Source organism: Roseinatronobacter alkalisoli, assembly GCF_028745735.1.
GTDB classification, from domain to species: Bacteria; Pseudomonadota; Alphaproteobacteria; order Rhodobacterales; family Rhodobacteraceae; genus Roseinatronobacter; species Roseinatronobacter alkalisoli.
In genome coordinates this window covers 17,508-43,668 of record NZ_JAQZSM010000025.1, presented here as the reverse complement: position 1 = coordinate 43,668, position 26,161 = coordinate 17,508, and the positions used below count along the sequence as shown (strand labels likewise).

At 59.5% G+C, this 26,161-nt stretch carries 22 protein-coding genes; 17 read left to right on the top strand and 5 right to left on the bottom strand.

The features are described from left to right. Positions 1-23: 23 nt before the first annotated feature. The gene (locus PUT78_RS18770; protein ID WP_274353807.1) at positions 24-1,718 is read right to left on the bottom strand and encodes a glycoside hydrolase family 3 protein; all 1,695 of its coding nucleotides are present in this window, start codon (positions 1,716-1,718) and stop codon (positions 24-26) included. Between the two features lie 221 nt (positions 1,719-1,939). On the opposite strand from PUT78_RS18770, the gene PUT78_RS18765 reads away from it, so the two are divergent. From PUT78_RS18765 to PUT78_RS18745, 5 genes are all read left to right on the top strand, one after another. Next, positions 1,940-3,133, top strand: coding sequence for a CaiB/BaiF CoA transferase family protein (locus PUT78_RS18765; RefSeq protein ID WP_274353806.1), 1,194 nt, complete (start codon positions 1,940-1,942; stop codon positions 3,131-3,133). A gap of 228 nt (positions 3,134-3,361) precedes the next feature. After that, positions 3,362-4,594, top strand: a complete 1,233-nt coding sequence (locus PUT78_RS18760) for an ABC transporter substrate-binding protein (RefSeq protein WP_274353805.1) — start codon at positions 3,362-3,364, stop codon at positions 4,592-4,594. Between the two features lie 72 nt (positions 4,595-4,666). Then, the gene (locus tag PUT78_RS18755; RefSeq protein WP_274353804.1) at positions 4,667-5,560 is read left to right on the top strand and encodes a carbohydrate ABC transporter permease; all 894 of its coding nucleotides are present in this window, start codon (positions 4,667-4,669) and stop codon (positions 5,558-5,560) included. Further along, complete coding sequence (locus tag PUT78_RS18750) at positions 5,553-6,470, top strand: carbohydrate ABC transporter permease (RefSeq protein ID WP_274353803.1); 918 nt, start codon at positions 5,553-5,555, stop codon at positions 6,468-6,470. Before PUT78_RS18755 ends, PUT78_RS18750 begins: the two co-directional genes overlap by 8 nt. Before the next feature lie 4 nt (positions 6,471-6,474). Further along, positions 6,475-7,560, top strand: coding sequence for an ABC transporter ATP-binding protein (locus PUT78_RS18745; RefSeq protein ID WP_274353802.1), 1,086 nt, complete (start codon positions 6,475-6,477; stop codon positions 7,558-7,560). A 14-nt stretch (positions 7,561-7,574) separates the two neighbouring features. Here the strand turns inward: PUT78_RS18745 and PUT78_RS18740 are convergent, their stop codons facing one another. Beyond that, on the bottom strand, positions 7,575-8,159 hold the full coding sequence (locus PUT78_RS18740; protein ID WP_274353801.1) for a carboxymuconolactone decarboxylase family protein: 585 nt from the start codon (positions 8,157-8,159) through the stop codon (positions 7,575-7,577). A gap of 151 nt (positions 8,160-8,310) precedes the next feature. On the opposite strand from PUT78_RS18740, the gene pcaF reads away from it, so the two are divergent. The 4 genes from pcaF (at position 8,311) to PUT78_RS18720 (ending at position 14,927) form a co-directional block, all read left to right on the top strand. Next, on the top strand, positions 8,311-9,513 hold the full coding sequence (gene pcaF, locus PUT78_RS18735; protein ID WP_274353818.1) for a 3-oxoadipyl-CoA thiolase: 1,203 nt from the start codon (positions 8,311-8,313) through the stop codon (positions 9,511-9,513). Between the two features lie 136 nt (positions 9,514-9,649). After that, positions 9,650-10,801, top strand: a complete 1,152-nt coding sequence (locus PUT78_RS18730) for an acyl-CoA dehydrogenase family protein (protein ID WP_274353800.1) — start codon at positions 9,650-9,652, stop codon at positions 10,799-10,801. Further along, positions 10,801-12,849 (top strand): 3-hydroxyacyl-CoA dehydrogenase NAD-binding domain-containing protein, encoded by a 2,049-nt coding sequence (locus PUT78_RS18725; RefSeq protein ID WP_274353799.1) that lies wholly within the window; start codon positions 10,801-10,803, stop codon positions 12,847-12,849. The genes PUT78_RS18730 and PUT78_RS18725 overlap by 1 nt, the downstream gene beginning before the upstream one ends. Beyond that, positions 12,846-14,927, top strand: coding sequence for an acetate--CoA ligase family protein (locus PUT78_RS18720; RefSeq protein ID WP_274353798.1), 2,082 nt, complete (start codon positions 12,846-12,848; stop codon positions 14,925-14,927). Before PUT78_RS18725 ends, PUT78_RS18720 begins: the two co-directional genes overlap by 4 nt. 6 nt (positions 14,928-14,933) lie before the next feature. Here the strand turns inward: PUT78_RS18720 and PUT78_RS18715 are convergent, their stop codons facing one another. Next, entirely contained in the window at positions 14,934-15,347 is a 414-nt protein-coding gene (locus tag PUT78_RS18715; protein WP_274353797.1) for a PaaI family thioesterase, read from the bottom strand. 164 nt (positions 15,348-15,511) lie between these two features. Here PUT78_RS18715 and PUT78_RS18710 point away from each other — a divergent pair, with 164 nt between their 5' ends. The 3 genes from PUT78_RS18710 to PUT78_RS18700 all read left to right on the top strand — a co-directional run bounded on the left by PUT78_RS18710 (position 15,512) and on the right by PUT78_RS18700 (position 18,546). Next, positions 15,512-15,961, top strand: a complete 450-nt coding sequence (locus PUT78_RS18710; RefSeq protein ID WP_274353796.1) for a tripartite tricarboxylate transporter TctB family protein — start codon at positions 15,512-15,514, stop codon at positions 15,959-15,961. Next, positions 15,961-17,490, top strand: a complete 1,530-nt coding sequence (locus PUT78_RS18705; protein ID WP_274353795.1) for a tripartite tricarboxylate transporter permease — start codon at positions 15,961-15,963, stop codon at positions 17,488-17,490. The genes PUT78_RS18710 and PUT78_RS18705 overlap by 1 nt, the downstream gene beginning before the upstream one ends. Positions 17,491-17,592: 102 nt before the next feature. Then, entirely contained in the window at positions 17,593-18,546 is a 954-nt protein-coding gene (locus tag PUT78_RS18700) for a Bug family tripartite tricarboxylate transporter substrate binding protein (protein WP_274353794.1), read from the top strand. Positions 18,547-18,595: 49 nt separating this feature from the next. Here the strand turns inward: PUT78_RS18700 and PUT78_RS18695 are convergent, their stop codons facing one another. Together PUT78_RS18695 and PUT78_RS18690 are read right to left on the bottom strand one after the other, a co-directional pair. Continuing rightward, positions 18,596-19,591 (bottom strand): D-2-hydroxyacid dehydrogenase family protein, encoded by a 996-nt coding sequence (locus tag PUT78_RS18695; protein ID WP_274353793.1) that lies wholly within the window; start codon positions 19,589-19,591, stop codon positions 18,596-18,598. Positions 19,592-19,602: 11 nt separating this feature from the next. Further along, positions 19,603-20,700 carry an AbrB family transcriptional regulator gene (locus PUT78_RS18690; protein WP_274353792.1) on the bottom strand — a complete coding sequence of 366 codons (1,098 nt, stop codon included), beginning with the start codon at positions 20,698-20,700 and terminating at the stop codon, positions 19,603-19,605. A 118-nt stretch (positions 20,701-20,818) separates the two neighbouring features. Between PUT78_RS18690 and PUT78_RS18685 the strand changes: the two genes are divergently transcribed. The 5 genes from PUT78_RS18685 to PUT78_RS18665 all read left to right on the top strand — a co-directional run bounded on the left by PUT78_RS18685 (position 20,819) and on the right by PUT78_RS18665 (position 25,822). Next, entirely contained in the window at positions 20,819-21,739 is a 921-nt protein-coding gene (locus tag PUT78_RS18685) for a LysR substrate-binding domain-containing protein (RefSeq protein ID WP_274353791.1), read from the top strand. A 111-nt stretch (positions 21,740-21,850) separates the two neighbouring features. Continuing rightward, on the top strand, positions 21,851-22,642 hold the full coding sequence (locus tag PUT78_RS18680; RefSeq protein ID WP_274353790.1) for an SDR family NAD(P)-dependent oxidoreductase: 792 nt from the start codon (positions 21,851-21,853) through the stop codon (positions 22,640-22,642). A 5-nt stretch (positions 22,643-22,647) separates the two neighbouring features. Continuing rightward, entirely contained in the window at positions 22,648-24,015 is a 1,368-nt protein-coding gene (locus tag PUT78_RS18675; protein WP_274353789.1) for an MmgE/PrpD family protein, read from the top strand. A 30-nt stretch (positions 24,016-24,045) separates the two neighbouring features. Beyond that, complete coding sequence (locus tag PUT78_RS18670) at positions 24,046-24,864, top strand: enoyl-CoA hydratase/isomerase family protein (protein WP_274353788.1); 819 nt, start codon at positions 24,046-24,048, stop codon at positions 24,862-24,864. Positions 24,865-25,117: 253 nt separating this feature from the next. Beyond that, complete coding sequence (locus PUT78_RS18665; RefSeq protein ID WP_274353787.1) at positions 25,118-25,822, top strand: alpha/beta fold hydrolase; 705 nt, start codon at positions 25,118-25,120, stop codon at positions 25,820-25,822. Positions 25,823-26,161 lie beyond the last annotated feature (339 nt).

Below are 26,161 nucleotides of genomic sequence, written 5' to 3'. Positions count from 1 at the left end.
GGGTTGGCGTATCTGGTTCACTGTCAGTGAAAGACGGGCAGACCGCAATTTGTGTCAACCGGGCTGCGGCCCTTGAACGCGATCTTGCCGGTAAGCGCATCGACCACGGCCTGTTGCACTGGCATCACCGCGCTGTAGGCGTTCACGAATGTCGGGCAATCGGGCACATGAAACGTCAGGAACGGCGAACCGAGGGACACATACAGTGTTGGCAGATGCTGCCACATCCGTTGCATGGTCAGCGGAAAAGGGCCATGAAGCTGTTCCCATCGGGGGCCAAGAACCTCTTTTCCGGACAGTCCTTCTTCGGCCATCAGATATAGACCAATATCGTGATCATCCGGGGCAATCACCTCTCCCGGGACAACGCGCGTGATGATAAAGCCCAGTGCTTCAAGCATTGCGGGAATTTCCAGATCGGGCAGGGCCGCAGACGGGCTGCGCCGGTCGCGCAATTCCGCCAGCAGAATGCGCCGGTGACGGGCGGGCAAAATGGGCAACAGGTTCTGGGTGTCCCGCACCAGTGTCACGCACCCTTCGGCGACATCCCTTGCCCAGTTGCGGTGTTGTTCACTGCCAAGCAAACTGGCGCGCTGTTTTTCATCGGGCAGAACTGGGTGGCCCAGATGCAGCCCCATGGACGCTTTCAGCGCCAGAATCCGCAGCACTGCTGCATCCAGCCGGGACTGCGACAGGGCGCCGGATTCCAGCCCGGCCCAAAGGAAGCCGATATCTTCCTCTATATCGCGCGGAAACAGCAGAATGTCACAGCCGTTTTCAATGCACATGGGCACAATGTCCTTGCGCGCCCCGCAGGATGTAAAGCCTGCCATGCCGGTCGCATCCGACACGATAACGCCGTTATAGTTCAGGTCCCCGCGCAGAAGCCCATGCAGAATGTCACCATTAAGCGAGGCGGGAAGATGCGCCCCGCTTCGCGCCGCGCCACCCAGATTGCGCCCGTAGGCAGCAAGGGTCACATGTCCGACCATGACAAGGCGCACATCCTTTCGGATAGCTTCGGCATAGATGCGCCCGAAACTTGCGCGCCATTCGTCCATGTCCATTGTGTTATGTGTGGTGACATAATGCTGGTCCCGTTCATCCAGACCATCGCCGGGAAAATGCTTGATACACGCGACAAGTCCATTGCTGTGCATCCCGTCAAGATAGGCGGAAACCATGCCGATAGTGTTGTCCACATTGTCTGAAAACGCCCGCGTGTTCACGACGTTGGACCGGAAATTCAATGCCAGATCCGCAACTGGTGTCCAGCTTACACCAAAGCCCAGATAGCCCGCCTCGCGCGCAGCGATAGCACCCATGTGGTGGGCGTTTTGCCTGTCACCTGTCGCTGCGACGGCCATTTGGTTGGGAAATGCGGTTCCAGCTTTGATACTGGCCTTCTCCGACATCTCGATATCGGCGGTCAGCAGCGGCGGAATAGCGCTTTGCTGCATCAGCAACATCGCAGAGCGGCGCAATTCGGCTTCGCTATAGCTTGGGAAACGATGAACGCCGCCGGTGCGGAAACGGGCAACTGCCTCGATTCCGGCATCAGAGAGATCACGGCACATGGGCAGAACAAGCTGCGCAATCTTCGCGTCTGTATCAAGCGCGGCAAAGCGTGTTCTGACCCAGTCCAATCCGCCTGCATCCAGATGAAACGGCGCCGCGCAAAGCTGGGCGTCGGTCAGGGGGAGGGCGGCATTGGTCATTGAAGCACCTGTTCTGGGTAAGTTGTACTTTTTGCCCAGCATATGCGACCGCCGCACAAAAGGGGGTGCGCATTCGTCAGGTCCGACCAAACCTTTCGGCAGTGGCGCTGGCGCGTCTGCGCGGTGATTGTCGCCACCAGCAGAATTTCAATTCCGGCAATGGCGGCTTGCATCGCGCAAAGCGGGCCACAACCGACCGGAACCGAACGGAGAAATCCATCATGAAGGCGTTTCAGAATTTCCGGGTGATTGACACGACGCATGTTCTGGCTGGCCCGTTTGCAGCGTTTCAACTGGCAACACTTGGCGCGGATGTCATCAAGGTTGAAGATCCGCATGACCCTGATCAGGCCCGTGGCCAAGGGCCTGACGGCGCGATGAACGATGCCGGTATGGGCACCGCGTTTCTGGCGCAAGGGTCTGACAAATCCTGTATCGCGATTGACCTGAAAACACAGGAAGGCCGCGAGGCGATGCTGCGGCTGATCGAAACTGCCGATGTCTTCATCGAGAATTACCGCACCGGCGCGTTCGACGCACTTGGGCTGGGCTATGACGAAGTGGCGAAGCGTAACCCCAGGATCATCTATTGTTCAGTTTCGGCATTCGGCGCGACAGGACCGCGCCGGGAACTGCGCGGCTATGACAATATCATCCAGGCCTTTTCCGGCTTTATGGCGATGACCGGCGATGACCCTGAAACGCCCTTCAAATGTGGGGCACCGGTCATGGATTATGCGACAGGGACAACCGCGGCCTATGCCATTGCCGCAGCACTTCTTCAGCGCGAGCGCACGGGCGGCATGGGGAATTACATCGACGTGTCCATGCTTGATGTCGCACTCATGTTCGCGACATCGCATGTCGCTTCGTATTTCTGGGGTGGCAAAGTTCCGGTAGCCAAGGGCAACACCTATCCTTTCGCGACGATCGGCATGTACTGGGCGAGTGACGCGCCCATGATGGTGTCGGCGTCAAACCTCAGGCAGCAGCGCAAGCTCTGGACGTTGCTGGGCCGCGAGGACCAGATCAAGACAGACAACAACCAGCGGCTTGATGCACATGCGCAGGAAGCGGAAGCGCTGCGCGAAAGTTTCAGGTTGAAACCGGCCCGGTATTGGGAAGATTTCCTGCAATCGCATGGAATTCCGTGCGCGCGGATACGCACTATGGACGAAGCATTGAACGATCCGCAGGTTGCCGCCCGCCCTGTGCTGCACCGGTTCAACGGACCAGAAGGCACTGTTGCAGGAATGAACACCACACTTGCTGGTTTCGGTATGCGGCACGACGGTCCTGCGCTTGTGCGGCCACCCCAGCCCACAGGCGCGCAGACGGATCAGATTCTGTACGAGCTTGGCTATGGCCCTGACGATATCAAGGCCTTACGCGCGGCCAAAATCATAGCGGGCTAAGGCGAAATGCAGCGATAAAGATGCATTGGGTACGCATTAAAATCCTATAAAAACAGCATCTTATACAAAATGTTTTAGCACGCCAAATGTCAGATGCGTTGACTGAAACAAGGGATTCTGGACGATGACACAGTAACGGTCCGGTCGGAAAAACCCTGCACCAGTACCAATAAAAACAATGCCCCTACCCATGACTGACTGATCAAACCTTACAACCGGGAGAACACCATGACATCGCTGAAGCCTCTTACATTCTGTCTGCTGGCCAGCACGGCCTGGCTGCCAGCACATGCGACAAATCTTGAAGTTACGCACTGGTGGACATCTGGGTCCGAAGCGGATGCGATCCGCGTTATTGCAGAAGCATTTGCGGAATCCGGCCATACCTGGGTCGATGGCGCCATTGCGGGTGCAGGCGGAATTGCACGGCCACTGATCACAAGCCGGATCACAGGCGGTGACCCGATGGGGGCCACCCAGTTCACGCATAGTTCGGCAATGCGCGAGCTGATCGAGTCGGGCTTCATGCGCGATGTGACGGAGTTGGCGCAAACGCAGGGCTGGAAAGATGCCATATTCCCGCAGTCGCTACTTGACAGCTGCACGTTCGAGGGCAAAATTTTCTGCGTGCCGTCGAACATCCATTCGCAGCAATGGCTGTGGCTGAACAACTCTGTTTTCATCGATAACGGGCTGGATGTTCCGCAGAACTGGGATGCGTTCGTGGCCGCTGCACCCGTCCTGCGCGAAAACGGTATCATCCCGCTGGCACAGGGCCAGCAGGCCTGGCAACAGCAATTGTTGTTCAATGTGCTGATGGTGTCCATCGGTGGCCCGGATCTGTTTGAGCGCATTTACCGCGAGCGTGAACCGGAATTTGCGGCAGGGCCGGAAATGTCAGCGGTGTTTGTGGCCGCCGGGGAAGCGCGTGACATGATGCGGGGGTCCAATATTCAGGAATGGAACCTTGCGGCGCAGCTTGTTGCGGACGGACGCGCCGCTGGCCAGATCATGGGGGATTGGGTGCAGGGCGAATTCATGCAAGCGGGCATGACGCCGGGCGAAGACCTGACATGCCTGCCCGGCCTAGGGGTGCATCAATACATCACGGCAGCAGGGGATGCTTTCTATTTCCCCAAGGTGACAGATCCCGACGTCATCGCTGCGCAGGATATTCTTGTCGGAACCATTGTGGCACCGGAAACGCAGTTGGCCTTCACAAAGGCGAAGGGTGCCTTGCCAGTGCGTCTTGATATCGAACTGGTCGATCCGACGCCCTGCATGCAGCGTGGCATGGAGATCCTCTCGCAAGGAAATGTCGTCGAAAGCGTCAATACAATGGTGTCGCCGGACACTTTGGGGCGCGTGACGGATCTGGTGGTAGAGTTTTTTGCCGACACAAGATTTTCAGTGGAACAGGCACAAGCAGAATTCGTCGACATCATTGCATCCGCCGACTGATCACGTCTGGCGTGGACCTTCTTGTCCGGTCCGCGCCATTCGCTTCACCTTCTTGCAGATTGGGGTTTTCAGATGTCGCAAAACGGCAAACCGTCAGGGCTATTCAAGAATCTTAGCGCGAAGATCGCGGCCATTCCCATGGTACTGACAGCGCTGGTCGTTTTTGTCGGTTGCACTGTCTGGACGATCGTTTTTTCCTTCACCAACTCGCGCTTGCTGCCCCGCGCCGACTGGGTTGGTCTTGCGCAATATGAACGTCTGTGGGGGACGCGGCGCTGGCTTATCTCGATTGAGAACCTGTTGATCTATGGCAGCCTTATGCTGATCCTGTCGCTGGTGCTGGGGTTTCTTCTGGCGGCCTTGATTGACCAGAAGATCCGGTTCGAGGACGGGTTCAGGACCATTTTTCTGTATCCCTATGCGCTTAGCTTCATTGTAACCGGGCTGGTGTGGCAATGGGTACTGAACCCCGAATTCGGCATTCAGAATGTCGTGCGCAGTCTGGGGTTCGGGAATTTCACCTTTGACCCGCTCTATAATCCCAATCTGGTTCTTTATGGCGTGCTGGTCGCGGGATTGTGGCATGGCAGTGGTCTGGTCATGTGCCTGATGCTGGCAGGGCTGCGCGGCATAGATGAAGATGTCTGGAAAGCGACCAAGGTTGACGGCATTCCAACCTGGAAAACCTATATTTTCGTTGTCATCCCGATGATGCGCCCGGTTTTCGTGACCACGCTGGTTCTGGTCACGTCGGGCATTATCAAACTTTATGACCTGATCATCGCGCAGACCGGTGGCGGTCCGGGTCTGGCATCTGAAGTGCCTGCAAAATTTGTCTTCGATGCCATGTTCGTTTCGCAAAACCTGGCCCAGGGGTTTGCTGCTTCAACGATGATGCTTGTTGCTGTGACCTTCATCATCATTCCATGGGCGTATCTTGAATTCGGAGGCAAGAAAAATGGCTGATACTGTCATCAGAACACAGCATGCCAGCCATGCCCATGCGGCAGGCCCCAGGCCCCGACCGATATTTTCACGCCGCAACATCATCATCTATGGTGTGCTGATCGTGCTGGCCCTTTACTATCTGCTGCCGATCTATGTGATGGTCGTGACATCGCTGAAGGGCATGCCCGAAATCCGGGTTGGCAACATCTTCGCCCCACCTGTGGAGATTACATTCGCTCCGTGGGTCAAGGCATGGTCAAGCGTATGTACTGGCCTGAACTGCGATGGCTTGTCGCGTGGTTTCCTGAACTCGCTCAAGATCACGGTTCCGTCGGTCTTTTTCTCTATCGCGGTGGCCTCGGTCAATGGCTATGCGCTGTCGATGTGGCGCTTCAAGGGGGCCAATGTCCTGTTCACCATCCTGATCATCGGGGCCTTCATTCCCTATCAGGTGATGATCTATCCCATTGTGGTTCTGTTGCGCGAAATCGGCCTTTATGGCGAGCTTTCTGGCCTTGTGCTTGTGCATACTGTCTTTGGCATGCCGATCCTGACACTGCTTTTCCGCAACTATTTTTCATCGGTCCCGGAAGAGTTGTTCAAGGCGGCGCGTGTCGATGGCGCCGGGTTCCGGACCATCTATTTCAAGATCATGTTGCCAATGGCCCTGCCGATCTTTGTTGTTGCCGTCATTCTGCAGACCACCGCTATCTGGAATGATTTCCTGTTCGGGGCCATCTACACCCGCCCGGAGAATTACCCGATGACGGTCCAGCTGAACAATATCGTCAATTCGGTCACGGGTGTTAAGGAATACAATGTGAACATGGCGGCGACACTTCTGTCCGGCATTGTTCCCCTCTCCATCTATCTCATCTCTGGCAAACTGTTTGTTCGCGGCATCGCCGCTGGCGCTGTGAAAGGATAACGCGATGCAGTCGAGTGTTTCGATCCAAAATCTGAAGCTGGACTATGGCACGGTCTCGGTCTTGCGCGATCTCAATCTGGAAATTGGCCAGGGTGAGTTTCTGGTTCTTCTGGGTTCATCCGGCTGTGGCAAGTCTACCTTGCTGAACTGCATTGCGGGCCTGCTGGAACCGTCGGATGGCAGCATCTACATCAACGGCCAGAATGTCACCTGGGCAGAACCGTCCAGACGTGGCATCGGCATGGTGTTCCAGTCCTACGCGCTTTATCCGCAGATGACGGTTGAGGGGAACCTGTCCTTTGGCCTGAAGAACATCCGTATGCCGAAGGAGGAGATCAGGCGCCGCGTGGCCCGTGCCGCCGATGTCCTGCAGATTGAGCCGCTTCTGAAGCGCAAGCCCGCCGCCCTGTCTGGCGGGCAACGGCAGCGGGTGGCGATTGGCCGCGCGCTGGTGCGCGATGTCGATGTGTTCCTGTTTGATGAACCACTGTCGAATCTGGATGCAAAACTGCGCGCCGATCTGCGGGTAGAGATCAAGCGCCTGCATCAGAAACTCAGGAACACCATGATCTATGTGACACATGATCAGGTCGAGGCGATGACCCTTGCAGACCGCATTGCGATCATGAAGGGCGGTGTGGTCATGCAGCTTGGCAGCCCGAACGAAATTTATAACCGGCCCGCCAACAAATATGTGGCCGATTTCATCGGGTCACCGTCGATGAATTTCTTCGAAACAACCCTGAGCAGGGGCGCGGAACCCAAGGTTGTTCTGGCAGGCAGGGATGTGCCGCTGGCGACATATGGGTTCGTTCGCAAGGATTTTGCGGGCGCGGTCTGGTTCGGCATTCGGCCAGAGCATATCCTGACGGGCGAGGCCGCGGCTTCGGCGCCGGTCAGGTTTGAAGTTTGCGCAGAACTGGTCGAACCTATGGGGTCTGAAATCCTTGTCTGGTCGACGCTTGCGGATACGTCCATAAGGTTCCGACTTGATGGACAGGAAAAGGTTGCGACGGGTGACATGCTCCGAATCGGGTTTGACCCGGCGCGCGCGTCGATATTCGACAAGGCCGAAGAACTGCGCGTGTAATGGCCGCGCCGCTGTCAGGACAGCTCGGCAGGTTCGTTGTTATGTGGCGGAATGCGAAATACATTCAGCGTCATTGATATAAGCGTGTAATATCCCAACACGCCGATCAGATCGACCAGCCTTTCGGTGCCAAGTATCCTGCTGGCCTGTGCATAAAGTGCATCGGGGACATGGCGTGTTTCCAGCACGGATCGTGCAACCGCATGCACGATCTTCTCGTCGGTATCTGCATAGGTTGGCGGCGTTCCGGTGCGGATTGCCTCGATCACATCGGCAGACAGACCGGCTTTCAAGGCTTCTTTCTTATGTGCAGCCCATTCATATTCGGCACCCCAATGGCGGGCCATGGTCAGGATGGCCAGTTCGCTCAGGCGTGGATCAAGTGATGTATCATACCGGCAGTATCGTCCAAGTTCCTGCGCACGCGCCGCCAGTTCCGGGCGGTGCAGCCAGATTGCAAGCGGGCCACGAACGCCGCCGCGCGGACCAGAGGCGATGCTGTCGTGAATTTCGCGCTGGCGCGGGGTGTAGGTTTGCGGGTCGGGCGCGGACAGGCGCGGCGCGGGCCAGTCCGGATTTTGACTATTGCTGTCTTCCATCGGTTTTTCCTGTTCAGCCAGACTTATGCTTGTATCCCACAGTTTTATTGTCGGCTGACCTGATAATTTCTTTGGCAATGCGAATCCCTTGTCCGTTGTCGCCCTTTGCCGAAACCCGCTAGACATAAGGCCCAAGACGGAGGACATGAGCATGACAGACGCCTATATCTGCGACTATATCCGCACACCTGTTGGTCGCTATGGCGGTGTGTTGTCGTCTGTCAGGGCTGATGATCTTGGGGCGGTTCCGATCCGGGCGTTGATGGCACGCCACAGCATTGACTGGTCCGCCGTGGACGAAGTTGTCTTTGGCTGCGCCAATCAGGCAGGCGAGGACAACCGGAATGTTGCGCGCATGTCCGCACTTCTGGCGGGGCTTCCGGAGACCGTGCCGGGAACGACAATTAACCGGCTTTGCGGTTCTGGCATGGATGCGGTCCTGACAGCCGCGCGCGGCATTCGCTCGCGCGAGACTGAGCTGGTCATCGCAGGCGGTGTCGAATCCATGTCGCGCGCGCCTTTCGTGCTGCCCAAGGCTGGTTCGGCTTTTGCGCGTTCGGCCGAAATTCACGACACCACCATCGGCTGGCGTTTCGTCAACCCGCTGATGCAGGCCCAGTATGGCGTCGAGTCCATGCCCGAAACAGCGGAGAATGTTGCCGAAGATTTTGGCATTTCGCGCGCGGATCAGGATGCCTTTGCCCTGCGTTCGCAGCAAAAGGCAGGGGTCGCGATGCAGAATGGCCGCCTTGCCAGCGAGATAACGCCGGTCGCGATCCCGCAGCGCAAAGGTGCCGTACATAATGTAGACACGGACGAACACCCCCGCCCGGAAACGACACTTGACGCGCTGGCCGCGCTCAAGGCGCCGTTTCGCAAGGGTGGATCCGTGACCGCAGGCAATGCATCGGGCGTCAATGACGGGGCTGCGGCGCTGATTATCGCGTCTAAAGCCGCAGCAAAGCGCCACGGACTGACCCCGATTGCCCGCATTCTTGGCGGTGCCACAGCAGGTGTTGCGCCCCGCATCATGGGTTTCGGGCCTGTGCCTGCATCCCGGAAGCTGATGGCGCGCCTTGGTCTGTCCCAGTCAGATTTCGACGTGATCGAGTTGAACGAGGCCTTTGCCAGTCAGGGGTTGGCAACGTTGCGCGGGCTGGGAATTGCGGATGATGACGCGCGTGTAAACCCCAATGGCGGCGCGATTGCGTTGGGTCACCCCTTGGGAATGTCGGGTGCGCGGATCACCGGGACAGCGGCCCTGGAACTTGCCAGAACAGGTGGCCGCCTTTCGCTGTCGATGATGTGTATCGGTGTCGGGCAGGGCATCGCGATCGCGTTGGAGCGGGTCTGAACCCGCCCCTCAAGACTAACCCCCGGTTATGTCATTGCAACATAATGTCGCTTTCATACTGTTCGGATTTGTCTTCGTATGCCCCGGCCAGTGTGTCGCACCACCAATCCCACGGCCATAGAAGGAGTGTCATCCGATGACAAATGGACTTACCCCCGAGCAGGCCGAACTTGCGCAGGCCGTTCGCCGGTTTGCCGAAGGAGAGTTGACCAATGGCGCGCTGCAACGTGCCCATACCCGTGACTATCCTTGGGATGTGGCGGCCAGGCTGTCGGATATGGGGATGCTTGGCATTACCATTCGCGAAGAAGATGGGGGCGTTGGTGGCAGTCTGATGGATGCCGTCATCACCATTCAGGAACTCGCGATGGTCTGCCCCAAAAGTGCAGATGTCGTGCAGGCAGGAAATTTCGGGCCGATCCGCACCTTCGCGGAATTCGCCACCCCTGCCCAGAAGGCGCGGTGGCTGCCTGATCTTCTGACGGGCAAGAAGCTGATCTCGCTTGGCATGAGCGAGCCGGACGCGGGTTCCGCCGTGACGGAGTTGAAAACCACAGCGCGCAAGGACGGGGATGACTATCTCCTCAACGGTGCGAAAGTCTTTTCAACGCATAGTCCGCATGCCGATTTGTTTCTGATATATGTCCGCTTCGGGCCGGGAACCGGTGGCATCGGCTCAGTGCTTGTTGAACGTGGCACGCCGGGATTCACCATTGGTCAGCCAGCCCCGTTCATGAGTGGCGAAGAATGGTGCCCACTGTATTTTTCGGATTGCCGCATCCCGGCGGATAATGTGCTGCTTGGCGAAGGCGGGTTCAAGAAGCAGATTGCGGGGTTCAATGTTGAACGGATCGGCAATGCCGCGCGCGCGCTGGCGCTGGGGCGTCACGCTTATGAGGTTGCGCGCCGACATGTGACCATGCGCAGCCAGTTCGGGCGCCCGTTATGCGAGTTTCAGGGCCTGCAATGGCAATTTGCCGAAATGATCGTCAAGTTGGAAGCCGCGCAGATGTTGCTTTATCGCGCTGCGCGCGATGGCGATGAAAACGGCTTGCCCTGTGCGTTCAATACTGCTGTTGCCAAGCTGGCCTGCAACGAGGCCGGGTTCGAGGTGGCAAATGCCGCGATGCAGGCCATGGGGGCTTATGGGTATTCGACCGAAAGTCTGGTGGAATACTGCGTCAAGCGCACACGCGGCTGGCAGATTGCGGGCGGGTCGACCGAGATGCTGAAAAATCGCATTGCCGAACATGTATTTGAACGGCGATTCAGCCAGAGGCCCGCATAATGGCAGGGCAGGTTCGTTTCGAACGCGATGGCAGCATTGCTGTTCTTGTGATCGACAATCCGCCGGTGAATGCGGGTTCACATGACATCCGCAAGGGATTGCTGGCTGCGATTGCGCAGGTCGAATCCGACAGCGATCTGACAGGGGCCGTGTTGATCGGGGCAGGGCGCAGTTTTATCTCCGGTTCGGATATCCGCGAATTCGATCTGCCGCTTGGCCCGCCCCAGATGCCGCAGGTCATCGCGGCTATTGAACAGGCGTCGAAACCTTTTGTGGCCGCGCTGCATGGTGCGGCGCTTGGGGGCGGGTATGAACTGGCGCTTGGCTGCGACGCGCGGATTGCCGCGCCCGGCACAGTGGTCGGACTGCCGGAAACCGCACTGGGCATCATTCCGGGTGCGGGCGGCACGCAGAAACTGCCGCGGCTTGTCGGCAAGGCTAAGGCGATACAGCTAATCGCAAATGCAACGCGGATCGGCGCTGAAGAAGCCCTTGCACTGGGTATGGTGGATGCAGTCGCACCCCGTGATCTGCGCCGCGTCGCGGTGGAACGCGCGCAGGACATGGCCGGTATCAAGCGGCGCGTGATCGATATGGATGTGCCGCAAGCGGATGACGTGGAAGCGGCAGCGGCGCGCGCGTCGCGCCGGGCACGCCCGCATGTTCTGGCCGCAATCCACCATATCCGCGCGGCCGGTGACGTGCCCGCCGCGCAAGGGTTGGCCGCAGAACGCGCGACATTTCAGATGTTGCGCACCGCCCCCGAGGCGAAGGCCCTGCGACACATATTCTTTGCCGAACGCGACGCCGCGCGGGGCATGCCTGACCGGGTGGCCAAACCCCTGCCTGTTTCGCTGTTCGGGGTGATTGGCAGTGGCACAATGGGGGCAGGAATTGCCGCTGCGATCCTTCAAGCCGGAAAACCCGTGATTCTGGTGGATACGAATGCAGCGGCCCTGCAACAGGGTGTCGAACGGATAGAGGCCGCGCTGGCAAGTGGCGTGAAACGGGGCCGCATGCGACCTGCGCAGGCGCAGGCCGCGCGCGATGCCTTGCGCATAGCAACCGATCTTGCAGCGCTTGCCCCCTGCGATCTGGTCATTGAAGCGGTGTTTGAGGATCAGCAGGTCAAGGAGGCGTTGTTTCGCGCGCTTGATTGCATTGTGGAACCAGACGCCATTCTGGCAACGAACACGTCGTATCTTGATATCGACCGTATGGCAGCGGAAATATCGCGCCCGGAGCGCGTGATCGGCCTGCATTTCTTCAGCCCGGCGCATATCATGAAGTTGCTGGAAATCGTGCGTGGTGCCAGCAGCAGTGACGATGCGATGGCGACGGGCCTTGCTGTTGCGCGCATGTTGGGCAAGCAACCGGTGGAGGCAGCAAACGCTTTTGGTTTCATCGGAAACCGCATTTATGCGGCATACCGCATGGCGTGTGAATTCATGATCGAGGACGGGGCCTTGCCGCAAGACGTTGACGCGGCCCTGGAGGCGTTCGGCTTTGCGATGGGTCCGTTTGCCGTGGCCGATCTTTCCGGGCTTGATATCGCTTGGCGCATGCGCAAGCAAATGGCCGCTGCACGTGACCCGGCGGATCGCTATGTGCATATCCCCGACCGCCTGTGCGAAGCCGGGCGGCTTGGGCGGAAAACCGGTGCGGGATATTACCTTTATGACGCAGAGGGCCGGAAAACCCCCGATCCCGCAGTAGAAGCGCTGATCCTTGCGGCCTCAGCCGAGAAGGGGATTTTGCGCAAAAGCCTGTCATCCGAGGAAATTCAGCTGCGCGCGCTCGCCGCCATCGTGAACGAGGCCGCGCTGGTTGTGCAGGACGGTGTTGCGCTGCGGGCCGGTGATGTCGATGTGGTGCTGGTAAACGGCTACGGCTTTCCGCGGTGGCTGGGCGGACCGGTACATTGGGCACGGCAGCAGAATCCGGAACATCTGGCGCAAGCCTGCGCGCAATTCGCAGAACATGCAGGATCACGTCGTCGCACAGGAGATCTGCGCGCATTGAGCGTGGAAATTGGAGAGAAGAAATGACACAACAGAACTCGGCACTCGATGCGCTTTGGATGCCGGAAAGCGTCGCGGTTGTAGGGGCATCGGCCGACCCGAACAAAACCGGTGGCCGACCGGTCAATTATCTGCTCAAGCACGGATTTCAGGGGAAAATCTGGCCTATAAACCCGCGCGCGGATGAAATCGAAGGGTTGCCTTGCTTTGCCAGCGTGGCGGATCTGCCGGGCGCGCCTGATGTTGCCATCGTGCTTCTGGGCGTGGAGCGCGCAGAAGCGGCGGTCCGTGATCTGGCGGCAAAAGGGTGCCGGGTCGCAATTGTATTGGCCAGTGGCTATGGCGAAGCAGGCGAAGAGGGGCGCAGGCGGCAGGAGGGGTTGCGCGCAGCCGCCGGGGATATGCGGTTGCTGGGGCCAAACACCATCGGTGCCATGGATCTGACACGCGGCATTGTACTGTCAGCAAGCGGCGCGCTGGAGGGCGACAACATTCCCAAGGGCGGGATTTCGGTTGCCTCGCAAAGCGGTGGCATCCTTGGCGCGCTTCTGTCGCGCGGCGCGGCGCGCGGTATCGGCTTTTGCAAGCTGGCGTCTACGGGCAATGAGGCCGATATCGATATTGCCGATCTGATCGAAGCCTATGCGACAGATGATACAACCACAGTCATCGTTGCCTATATAGAAGGTATTCGTTCGGTCGAAAAATTCCGTCATGCAGCCCTGACTGCGCGCAGTGCTGGTAAACCGTTGGTTGTCTATAAGGTTGGACGCTCTGAATCCGGGGCGCGGGCTGCTGTGTCGCATACCGGGGCCATGGCGGGCGAAGACCGCGTTTATGATGCATTGTTCCGGCAGGTCGGTGCCATTCGGGCCGAAACCTTCAGCGATTTGCTGGACCTGCCGGCCATGCTGGCCAGCAAGCGTGAGTTGCCCGGCAAACGTATTGCCATCCTGACCTCCACCGGGGGGGCTGGTAGCCTTGTCGCGGATAATTGTGGTATTCTGGGGTTGGATGTGCCGGAACTTGACGACAGGACCGGTGCCGTTCTGGCGGGTCTTCTGGGACAGGATGCGCCCATGACCGGCAACCCGGTTGATGTGACGCTTGCGGGCGTTGAACCGGCCATCATGACAGCTGCGACTGAAGCCTTGCTTGCATCCGACGGGATTGACGGGGTGGTGGTCGTGGTCGGTTCGTCCGCCCTGGCGCGGCCAGATGTGGCCGTCGGTGCCATTCGCGCAGGCGCTGCCCAAAGCGATAAGCCCCTGATCGCCTATGTCAGCCCACATGCGCCGCATATTGTCGAATTGCTCAACCGTGAAGGTGTCCCTGCCTTCGCCGCGCCAGAAACCTGCGCAACAGTGCTGAAAGCGGCGCTCAGGTCAGGGCCGGTCGGCGCACCGTTGGCGTTGCAGGACAATGTTTCTGTGCCCGATGACCTGCCCGTCGGCACCCTGAACGAGGCGGAGGCGCGCGCGCTTTTCGACGCTTTCGGTCTGAGCGGGGCCGCAAGCCATGTCGTCAGGACGGCAGATGAAGCGATAAAGGCGGCCCGCAAGCTGGGTGGCCCGGTGGTGCTGAAGGTTCTGTCGCGCGAGATTGCCCATAAATCGGATGTCGGCGGTGTCCGCGTCGGGCTGTCAGCAGACAATGTCGGCGCGGCCCTGACAGAGATGGCGGCGACGCTGGCCGCCCGGAACCTGCCAGAACCCGAGGGCTATCTGGTGCAGGCGATGCTGCGCGGCGGGATGGAGATGATTCTTGGTTTCCGCCATGATCCGCAACTGGGGCCGCTGGTCCTGCTGGGCGCAGGCGGGGTTCAGGCAGAGCTGTCGGGCGACAGCACCTTGCGGCTGCTTCCGCTTGCCGAAGGCGATGCGCGCGCCATGGTTGACGAACTGCGCGTCAAGCCTTTGCTGGACGGCTATCGTGGCGGGCCGGCGCATGATGTGGATGCGCTTGTCGCTGCGATAGAGGCTTTGGCGCGGATGGGCGCAGCGCTTGGCGCCCGCTTGCAGGAAGCAGAGATCAACCCCTTGTTCGTGATGCAGGACGGGCAGGGCGTGGCGGCTGCGGACGGGCTGATCGTGCTGGCGGACTGACCTGCACTAACGCGGGCTGTGGGACACACGAAAGATGCCTTGGGCAGAAATGACCGAGGCGTCTGCCACATGGGCGGTGCCCGCGACAAACACCAGGCGCGTGGTCACTTTTACGATTTCCGGTTCTATTTCAACAAGATCACCGATCCTGACTGGCGCCAGGAAATTATGGTTCAGGCTTATAGTGGCCCCGCGTGTTGCCCCCGTTGTGACCCGCGCGAACTGCCCGAACGCGCGGTCAACAAAGGTCATCAGCATCCCGCCATGCACCACGCCGTTGCGGTTGGCGTGAAAAGGGCGGGCGATAAACGCCATCTGCATCCGGCCGTTGATGTCGCGGCGCCACAAGCCGCCCACATGCCCGACGAAGCCGTCATCGGTTTCCGGTCGCCATCCTGCATTTTCCAGATCCTGTTCCATAGCGCAAGTCTGGCGCAGGATGCAGGGGCAGGCAAGCTGCCTGTCGCATGTTCCGAGGCCAACTTCTTGTTATGGCCGCCCCAAGTTTAGACTGTTGTGAAAAAATACGTATGGCTCGACACTCCGCAGATCAGACAGTGGTGCCGTACCGCAGGGAGGGGAAAGTGCTCGATCGAGACTATCGTGATATCGTTGCCGGATTGGTAATAAGCACAATGGGGGGTGCGGCGGCACTCTATGCGCTTGCGACCTATGCAACAGGCACATTGACGCGCATGGGTCCGGGAATGATGCCCGCTACGCTTGGCACAATCCTTGTGGTGTTTGGCCTTCTTATCGCCATTCCGGCGCTGGCGCGGCGCGGGAAAACAGTCCACGTCCGTGTTCGCCCGCTGATTTTCCTGTCCGCCAGCGTCCTGAGCTTCGCGGTCATGATCCGGTCAGTCGGCTTTGTTCCGACAGTTTTCGCGACAACCTTCATCGCGACATTCGCCGAATCCAATCTGTCGCTCACGCGTGCGGCGGTCCTTGCCGGGGCAATGGCGCTGCTGACATGGTCCATCTTCATCCTTGGTCTTGGGCTGACCATTCCTGCTTTTGATTGGCGCTTCTGATGGAACTTCTCGCAAATCTCGCGCTGGGGCTTGAAACGGCGATCACACCCTGGAACCTGTTCTACTGCTTCGCGGGGGTCTTTCTTGGCACGTTCATCGGGGTCATCCCTGGTGTGGGTCCGCTGGCCGCGATTTCGATGCTGTTCCCGATTACCTTCTATCTGGACCCGACTTCCGCGCTTATCATGCTTGCGGGCATTTATTACGGGACCACTTATGGCGGCTCCACCGCATCGATCCTGCTGAATATTCCCGGGGCCACCTCGGCGGCGGTGACTTGTCTTGACGGCTATCCCATGGCGCAGCAAGGCCGGGCCGGTGTCGCGCTGTTCATGACGACGATCGCGTCGTTCGTCGGCGGGTCGATCGGCATCATCATTCTTAGTCTGTTTTCGCCGCTGATCGCGGAATATGCGTTGCGGTTCGGACCCGCTGACTATTTTGCGCTGATGGTTCTGGGACTTGTCGCGGCCTCGACAATTACGAATGCGTCGCCGTCAAAAGGGCTGTCGATGGTTGTGCTGGGCATGCTGATCGCGACTGTCGGCATTGACAGCCAGAGCGGCGCTGCACGCTATACCTTCGGGTCCATGAGTCTTCTGGACGGTTTTGGTATTGCCGCGCTGGCGATGGGCCTGTTCGGGGTAGGTGAGATCCTGACATCCGTGGGCGCGACACGCGACGCCAGGATCGACAGTTCCAGCGCAAAACTGCGCAACATGATTCCCACCCGCGAAGACTGGCGCCGGTCCTGGAAACCGGGGTTGCGCGGCTCTGCCATCGGCTCTTTCTTCGGGGCATTGCCCGGAACGGGACCGTCCATTGCGTCCTTCATGGCCTATGCGGTTGAACGGCGCGTGTCATCGACACCTGAGCGGTTTGGAAATGGCGCGATCGAAGGGGTCGTTGCCCCTGAAAGCGCAAACAACGCCGCCGACCAGACAGCGTTCATTCCGACGCTGACGCTGGGCATTCCGGGCAGCGCGACAATGGCGCTGATGCTGGGTGCATTGATGGTACATGGCATCCAGCCCGGCCCCACCTTGATTTCGCAACAGCCGTCCCTGTTCTGGGGTCTGGTGATGAGTTTCTGGATCGGCAACCTGTTGCTTGTGGTGCTGAACCTGCCGCTGATCGGGCTGTGGGTGCGGCTGCTGCTGGTGCCATATCACTACCTCTACCCGGCGATTCTGGTCTTTGTCTGCATCGGGGCATACAGCGTGCGCGCCAATCCGGCTGATGTGCTGATGGTGCTGGGCTTCGGTGTTCTGGGCTATGTCATGCGCCTTGCCGCTTTGCCTGCAGCGCCGCTGCTGCTGGGTTTCGTGCTGGGACCGCTGGTAGAGACGCAGTTCCGCCGGGCCATGGTTCTGGCACGGGGGGACTTCACCGCCATTCTGGAGCGCCCGCTTGCCGGAACTGTTCTGGCCCTTGCGGCCCTGCTGCTGGCCTGGACCCTGTATGTCGCGGGCCGGGATTTCCGACGCAAGGCGCGGGACCGCAGATCGTCACGAAGCGGTCTGGGCTGAGATGGGCGCACGGCCCGGACACCGGGTCATGCTTGCGGTTGCCCTGAAACCGCACACACAAACAAACAAATTCGCGACACCACCAAAAGGGAGGAACTACCCATGAAATCCATAATAGCCGCCGCCGTTCTGGCAGCCCTTGGCACCAGCGTTGCCAATGCCCAGGACAGCTTTCCAGACGGTCCTGTCACCATTATTGTGCCCTATGGTACGGGCGGATCTACCGACACCACCATGCGCGCGCTTGCGATCGAACTGGAAAAAATCTGGAACCAGCCAATCGTGATCGTGAACCGGCCAGGCGCGGGTTCCATGATTGGCACGACGGAACTGACGCAAGCCGAGCCCGACGGCAAGACACTTCTTATCAACACCGCCGCCATCACCACCGCACCGGCATTGCAAAGTGATCTGCAGTTCGACCCTGTCAACGATATCACGCCCATCTCGCTGCTGATCACCAGCCCCTATGTTCTGGTGGGTGGCGCCAATGTCCAGTCAACCGATTTTTCCGGCTTCATGGAAGAAGCGCAGAGCCGCCTGATGTTCATGGCCACTGCGGGGCCGGGTAGTTCGGGCCATTTCATGTCTGAACTGGTGATGCAGGCAGCAGACCTGCCCGCCGATATTGTGCATTTCGGGGGCGCTGGCGAATCATTCACCAATCTGATGGGCGGCCATGCCGACACCTATATCTCGACGACACAAAGCGTGATGCCCTATGTCAATGACGGCCGCGCAAAAGCATTGGCCGTGCTGGCGCCCGAACGCTTCCCGCTATTGCCCGATATTCAGTCCAGCGGCGAAGTCGGTGTGGCCGGTGTCGAACTGGAAGGCTGGGTCGCAATCTTCGGTCCGGGTGGCATGGATGACGCGCTCGTCGACAGGATCAACGCCGATCTTGCCGAAGCCATGGCCTCTGAGCGGATGCAGGAACAACTGGAGCAGAACTATGCTTTGGCGGGCAACCTGTCACCGGCAGAATTTGGCGAAATATATGTGCGCGATCTGCAAATCTGGCGGGACCTGGCGGCCGAACGCGGCATCGGCCAGTAACATCCAGCCATGTGAAACACTGAAAGTCGGCCCATCGGGGCCGGCTTGTTCATTTGGGCTGCAACAATCTTTGCGGGTTGCCATCCAGCCACCCATCCAGATTCTCAACTGTCTGGCGATAGAAGCTTTCGAATGTTTCTTGCACAGCGTAGCCCAGATGCGGGGTGGCCAGCATATTGGGGAACTGGCGGATCGGGGCGTTGGCAGACAGGGGTTCGTGATCAAAGACATCAATCCCGGCCCCGGCGATCTGCCCGTCGACCAGCGCTGCCTGCAAGGCGACCTGATCGACCAGCGGGCCACGTGCCGTGTTGATCAGGATTGCATTGGCCTTCATGCGGGCAAGGTCAGCGGCCCCGACAATGCCTTCGGTCGATGGCCCCAACACCAGATGCAGCGACACGATATCCGCGTTCCCGAACAGGGTGGCCTTGTCTGCATATTCGGCCCCGGCGGCTTCGGCGCGCTCGGGTGTCAGGTTCGGACTCCAGGCGATGACCTTCATGCCGAATGCCTGCGCGACCAGCGCCATACGCGCGCCCAGCCTGCCCAGCCCCACCAACCCGAGGGTCCGGCCATAAAGGGCCTGCCCAAGCCGCGACTGCCAGGCACCTGCGCGCAGGGCCGCTGATTCTGCCGGAATATGCCGCATCAGCCCGATGATCAGACCCCAGGCCAGTTCTACTGTTGCGAATGCGCCATTGCCGCTGCCATCCGTTGTCATGATGGGGATGCCAAGTTCCGCGGCGGTAACACTGTCCAATGTACGGTTCTGACGCCCGGTTGCCGCGATGACTTTCAGGTTCGGCAGTCCGCGCAGAACGGCTGCAGGAAAATCGGTGCGCTCTCGTAGCAGACAAAGCGCGTCATAGGGGGCCAGTTCCTGAAGCAGACGCCCGGACGGTACGGCATGGGTCAGGAAGGTAATTTCTGCGCGGTCTTCAAGGTGTGACCAGTCCGCAAGGCGATGGGCAACGCCCATATAGTCGTCCAGAACGGCAATCCGGGCTTTGCGGTCCTTTGGTAGCGGGCGGTATTCGTTCATTTTACTGGTCCTTATCCGGTTTTGCGCCGCTCATATCGGGCGAGCAGTCGCACGATCCAGGGAATGTTCGGCATGATTATGAAAATGCGCACAAGATGAAAGGTGGTAATAAGCACAACGTTCTGACCCAGAAACCTGGCTGTCAGGGCCATTTCGACAACGCCACCCGGCGCGGACCCCAGAACCATGGTCTGCCAATCGACACCCGATACTATAGCAATAGCAACTGCGCTGAGTGAACACAGAAGCAGCAACAGAAGCGATGACCCCGCGCTGATAAGCGTGAGCCGCAGCGCAGAGGTCATGAATTCGCGCCGGAACGTTGCCCCCAGCCATGTGCCCAGCAGAATTTGCGCAAGCGCCAGAATATCGGGCGGATAGGCGACAGGCCCGTTGCCACTGACCGCCAGCAATGCCGCAGCTGCCATAGGCCCCAGAAAGTTGGGGTTCGGCACGCGCAGGACACGAAACAGCAATGCACCTGCCACACCGATCGCGACCAGCCACAGAATGTGACCGGGGTCCGGCAGTGCGAAACCAACGGCCTGCCGATGCACGTCCGGCCACCCATCAAGCGCATAGAGCGCGAAAGGCAGAATAAGGACGACAGCAGCCATGCGCAGCGTTTGCGAAAATATTACGGGCGTGGGGTTTATGCCGGCAGCCCGCGCCATGGACGCTGCCTCGACCGGGCTTGTTGGCACAGATGACAGAAAGGTCTGCGCGACGCTTTGCCCGGTCAGATGCGAAACCAGTATGGAAACCGCCAGAATACACAGGCCCGTCGCAAGGGCCGCGCCTATGATAACGGGCGCAAAGCCGAGCAGCAGGTCAAGCGCTTCGGGCGAGAAGGCAAGCCCCACCTGCGTGGCAACCACCACCTGCCCGACAGGGCGCAACCGGGTAGGTACGGTGATCTGCGGCGCAGGCCCCATGAAAATGGCTGCGGTGACAACCAGCGGTCCAATCATCCAGGGCAGGGGCGCGCCCATCCGTTCAAACACCCAGCCTGCGGCCGCCGCAATCAAAAGCAACACGCCCAGGCCCAGACTGTGGCGCCAGCCCCTGACGGATGGCGGTTTCGGGGGTGGGGACTGGGGTTTTTCCATGCGAATGCCCGTTTGTGGCACGCAAATGCGCCACCTTGACGATATTATTGGCACAGCGTTAGCATAACAAATCCGGAAGTTAACCGGCATAAACCTTGCGCAGGGATAACCAATCATTATGCAACGCCGCCGTATTAATCTTCCTCTCAACCCTTTGCGTTCTTTCGCAGTGGCGTCCCGGCATAAGACATTCACGGCCGCTGCGCAGGAACTGGGCGTCAGTCAGGTTGCGATCAGTCGCCAGATTTCCATCCTGGAAGATTTTCTGGATGTCAGCCTGTTTGAACGCGGTGTCCGCTCGGCCAAACTGACAGAGGTGGGACGTGCCTTCGGGTTGGAAATAGCGGGCCTTTTCGATGATCTGGAGCGCGCGACTCAGCGCATGATCAGCCACGAAACCGAAGGGACTGTCAGTCTGCGTGTCCATCCGACAGTTGCGCATCACTGGCTTATGCCAAAGCTTCGTGATTTCACCAGTCGCCACCCCGATATCCGCGTTCGCTTCGACACCAAGGTGGAGCCTCTTGATTTTCGCGGCACGCATCTTGATGTGGCGTTGCAGCTTGGCACAGGCGACTGGCGCGATGCCCGCATGCGCAAGCTGTGGGACGAGGAGGTCGATGTCGTCTGCTCTCAGGCATATCTGGAATCAATCGGTGGATTGGCGTCCCCGCAGGACGTCATCAAGGGGGAGTTGCTGCATTCGCGCTACCGTCGGCGCGCCTGGGAATTCTGGGCACGCGCGGTAAAGGTCGACATGGATTTCAATACAGGCACGGATTTCGACACATCGCTTCTTACTTTTTCGGCGGCGCAGCAGGGGCTGGGGCTGACGATCGGGCAACTGGGCCTGCTTGACGATGTGATAGCAGAGAGGCGACTTGTCCGCCCGCTTGACATGCGCGTTCCGACCGGCGCTGCGTTCTATGTCATCTGGCCGACCACGGTTTCGGTCAGTGTGAAAACCAAGCGGTTTATCGACTGGCTGCTTGATCAGGTTGGACAGCCGCGCGAATTTTTCAAATCCCGCACGACGTGATCCTGCACCCCCGGATCAGACCCGCGATTTGCCGAGCCTTACCTCTAATCAGGTCTCATGCCTTAAAAGCCCTGATAGACTGATGGTTGAGTCATAGAGGGACAACGCATCATGAGTGGACGGCTGACCGGAAAAGTCGCAATCATTACAGGGGCAGGGCAGCAGCCCGGCGCAACCCCGGGCAATGGACGCGCAACCGCCATCCGCTTTGCACAAGAGGGTGCAACCTGCGTTCTGGTCGATGTGAATGCCGGGTGGGCGCATGAAACCCGCGCGATGCTGGACAGCGACGACGCCATTGTTATCGCCGCAGATGTCACTGATGAGGCCGCTTGTCAGGGCATCATGCAGCAAACGCTGGACCAGTTCGGACGCATTGATGTGCTGCACAGCAATGTCGGCATGTCCAAGGGTGATCGCGCCACACCTGATCTGGACACCGAAACCTGGGACAGGTTGATGACTCTCAACCTCAAAAGCATGTTCATGCTTTGCAAGGCGGCGCTGCCCACGATGCGCGCGCAAGGCAGCGGGTCAATCATCACCATTTCCTCGACAGCCTCAAAGGCGATGCGCCCAACGGTGGCCTACAAGACCTCAAAAGGGGCAATCAACACTTTCACCCAACATGTGGCTGCTGAAAATGCACGCCATGGGGTGCGCGCGAATGTCATTCTGCCGGGCTTGATCAACACGCCCATGGCAATCGAGCGCCGCGCGCAGGAATCAGGCCGCCCGCGTGAGGACATTCAGGCAGAACGCGATGCGCTGGTGCCTATGGGGTATATGGGCGACGCATGGGATGTCGCGAATGCCGCAGTCTTTCTGGCATCGGACGAAGCAAAATACATCACGGGCGTGTTGTTGCCCGTTGATGGCGGTCTGTTGCTGAAGCGGGGATAAACCGGATGAACGAAAACCCGCTTGTTGTGCTTGCCCGGGCCGCAAACGATTGGCGCACGCGCGAGCTGTCGCCTGACGTATTGCATGACACCCGCCGTGCGGTGCTGGACTGGTTCGCCGCAATGCTGCCTGGCTGCGCCGAGGGGCCATCAGTGCCATTGGCCCGCGCGCTTGATCGGGCGCGCGGCGATGGGCGCGCGATCGCTTACGTGACAGGGACGGCCGGAAGTGCCCGTCACGCGGCCCTTCTGAACGGCGTGGCAAGCCATACGGTCGAGTTTGACGATATCTTCCGTGATGGCGGTTACCACCCCGGCAGCCCCACCATTGCGGCGGCCCTTGCCGTTGCGCAGGATGAAGGGGCAAGTCCGGAGGCGTTTCACCGTGCGGTGATCGGCGGCTATGAAGTGGGGTGCCGGATTGCGCTGGCCCTTCAGCCAAGCCATTACCGCAACTGGCATATCACCGCGACTGTGGGCACTATCGGTGCGGCTGTCGCCACGGCCATGCTCAAGGGTTGCGGTGCGGAGGGTATTGGCAATGCGATTGCGATTGCCAGCAGTTTTGCGGGCGGGCATCAGGAAAACCTGCAAGGGCAGGGCCAGACCAAGCCCTTGCATTGCGGCCATGCCGCCGAAGCTGGGGTGCTTGCCGGTCTGGCAGCGGCGGAAGGGATCACCGGTTCGCCCGACAGTCTGCATGCAGCGCATGGATATGCGGCCGCCACCAGCGACAGTACCGGGAACTGGGATGCGGCCTTGCAGGGGCTGGGCGAGTGGACGCCGATTTCACGGATGACCTTCAAGAACCATGGCTGTTGTGGGCATATTTTCCCAACCCTGGACGGGCTGCGCGCCGCGCTGGCAAAGCGCCCCTTCGGCCCGGACGATGTTGCGCGCATAGAGGTACAGGGCTACGGTCCCACCGCCCTGATCTGTGACCGCGTAAGGGTTGAAACCACAGCAGATGCGCGTTTCAGTGTTCAGTATTGCGTGGCGGCCCTGCTGTATATGGGTGCTGTGCGCCTTGCGGCCTTTGCCCCGGACGCGATGGCCCGTGCTGATATGCGCGCCTTCATGCCCAAGGTCAGCGTTGCCCAGGATGCCGGGATTGCCGCCGCCTATCCGGCCCGGCGTCAGGCGCGACTGGTGATTACCCTGACCACAGGCGAGGTTCTCACGCATTTCCAGCCCACCCGCAAAGGCGACCCTGACGACCCGCTGAGCGATGCGGAGTTGTTCGAGAAATACCAGGAGCTTGCAACCGAAGTTCTGGACAAGGACAGCGCGCGGCATCTGCGCGAAACGATCATGTCCTCGGACCGCCTGCCTGGCAGCATTCCCCTTCAGTTTCCCAAACATCCCGCGGCCTGACCCGCGCCAGCTATAAGGATCACGAAGATCATGAAAGACAACAACCCTCCCGCTGCCCCGCAAGCTGAATTCGTCGAAACCGAGATCCGGGGCACGATCGCGATTATCCGCTTGAACCGGCCTGATCTGCGCAACGCCATCAATGACCAGATGCGTCAGGAACTTGTTTCGATATTCGAATGGGCCGACCAGACCCCGGCCATCCGGGCCATCATTCTGACCGGTGCGGGCAAAGGTTTTTGTTCAGGCGGTGATATCGGTGGGATGCGCGAACGCCTGAGCGCGCCACAGGATGAAGTGTCCTTCAATGGCTGGATGCGTCAGAAAAAGACACATCGCGGCGTTGCAGTGATCCATGGATGCACCAAGCCTGTTATCGCTGCGATGAATGGGGCCGCGTTTGGTCTTGGCCTTGATATGGCCATGGCATGTGACTTCATCATTGCCGTGGACGGGGCCAGAATGTCGATGAGTTTCCTGAAACGCGGGCTGGTGTCAGACGGGGGCGGCATGTATTTCCTGCCCCGTCGGGTGGGTCTTGTGCGTGCAAAGGAACTTATCCTGTCAGGGCGCGTGGTCCTGACGGACGAGGCGCTGGCCATCGGGCTTGTTGACCGGGTCACAACGTCCGAATCCCTGTTGGACGAGGCCTGCGCATGGGCAGAGGAACTGACACAGGGATCGCCGGCTGCTGTCGCCTTGACCAAGGCAATACTGGACAAGACCTTCGAAAGTTCTGACGAAGACATTTTCGCCCTTGGCCGTCAGGCGCAAGCCATCTGTTATTCGACAAAAGAGCATCGCGCCTCTGTCGAGGCGTTCTTGCACAAGGCCGATACCAAGGCATAAGTTCAGGAACATGGGCGCGGTGGCAGCACGTCAGGCTTGCCACTGCCGCCGGACCCGTCACATCTGTTCGCAGGTGATCCGCCCTGCGCAACATGCGGGCGACGCTGAAACTTGCCTGTCTGTCGCCTAGCCGCAGCAATGGCCCATCTGTTTGATCGCCCCTAACATTTACTCAATTCAGGCAATCATCTGCATCTGCTAGGCTGGTTATAACCGATGGTTCGTTCCCACCGCCAACACATGAGAAACCAATATGACAACGCTGGTCACAATCCCGGGCATTATGTCCGATGAAAGAACATGGGCCCCGGTTGCGGCAGCGTTGGCGCCCCGGATCGGGAATGTGCATGTGGCCGATACCACAACCGATGACACATTGCAGGGGATGGCCGCCCGTGCCCTGTCGCAGACGGGCGGCAACCTGATCATCATCGCCCATTCCATGGGCGGGCGCGTCGCCATGGAGATGGGCCGACAGGCCCCAGAGCGGATCAGGGCGATGGTCCTTGCAGGCATAGACGCCGATGGACCAGGTGAGAACGAAGCGGCGAAGCGCGAAGCGCGGATTTCGAAGGCCAATGCCGGGATGGAAGCCTATGGCCGGGACTGGGCGCCAACGGTCCTTTCGGGCGCGAATGCGAAAAACGATGCCCTTGTGGCGAAGGTCAGGCAAATGGTTGAAGATTGCCCGCCACAGGTGCATGCCCGCCAGAATACCGCACTTCTGCACCGGCCCGATGCAATGGCCTATATCGGGGATTTCCCTTTTCCGGTGCTTCTGATCGCGGGGGATGAAGACCATCTGTGTACTGAAACCGTGCTGCGCGCGGTTGCCGCAAGAATTCCGGATGCGACATGTATCACGATTGTCGGCGCAGGGCATTTGTTGCCATTTGAACAGCCGGATGAATTGGCGCTGGTCATTTCCCAATGGCTGCAGGAAAAGGCAGTGTATTGACGGCGGACAGGCATCCGCCCCGGCCACAGCCGCGCGGCAGCAGGCATTCACTGCCGCCCGGTCCGGATATCCGGTGAAAATCCGCGCCCGGACTGACCGGGTTCAGGAATGATCTGAAATGCCATGAAGGCCCGGAATCCCGTTTCAACTATGATACCATCCCCAAAAGGGGCGGTTGCGCCGCGGTAAACGCGGCAAGCCGACTGGCGTGCGAATAAGCTTTCCGCGCCCCTGTTTGCGCGGTGCCGCCCCTTGCAATCCGCATGGCGGGAAATTTAGCCTTCCAATTCCGACAGTAATAGTAAACTATGCGCAGGCTGCCAGATTCCCTGTCGGGAT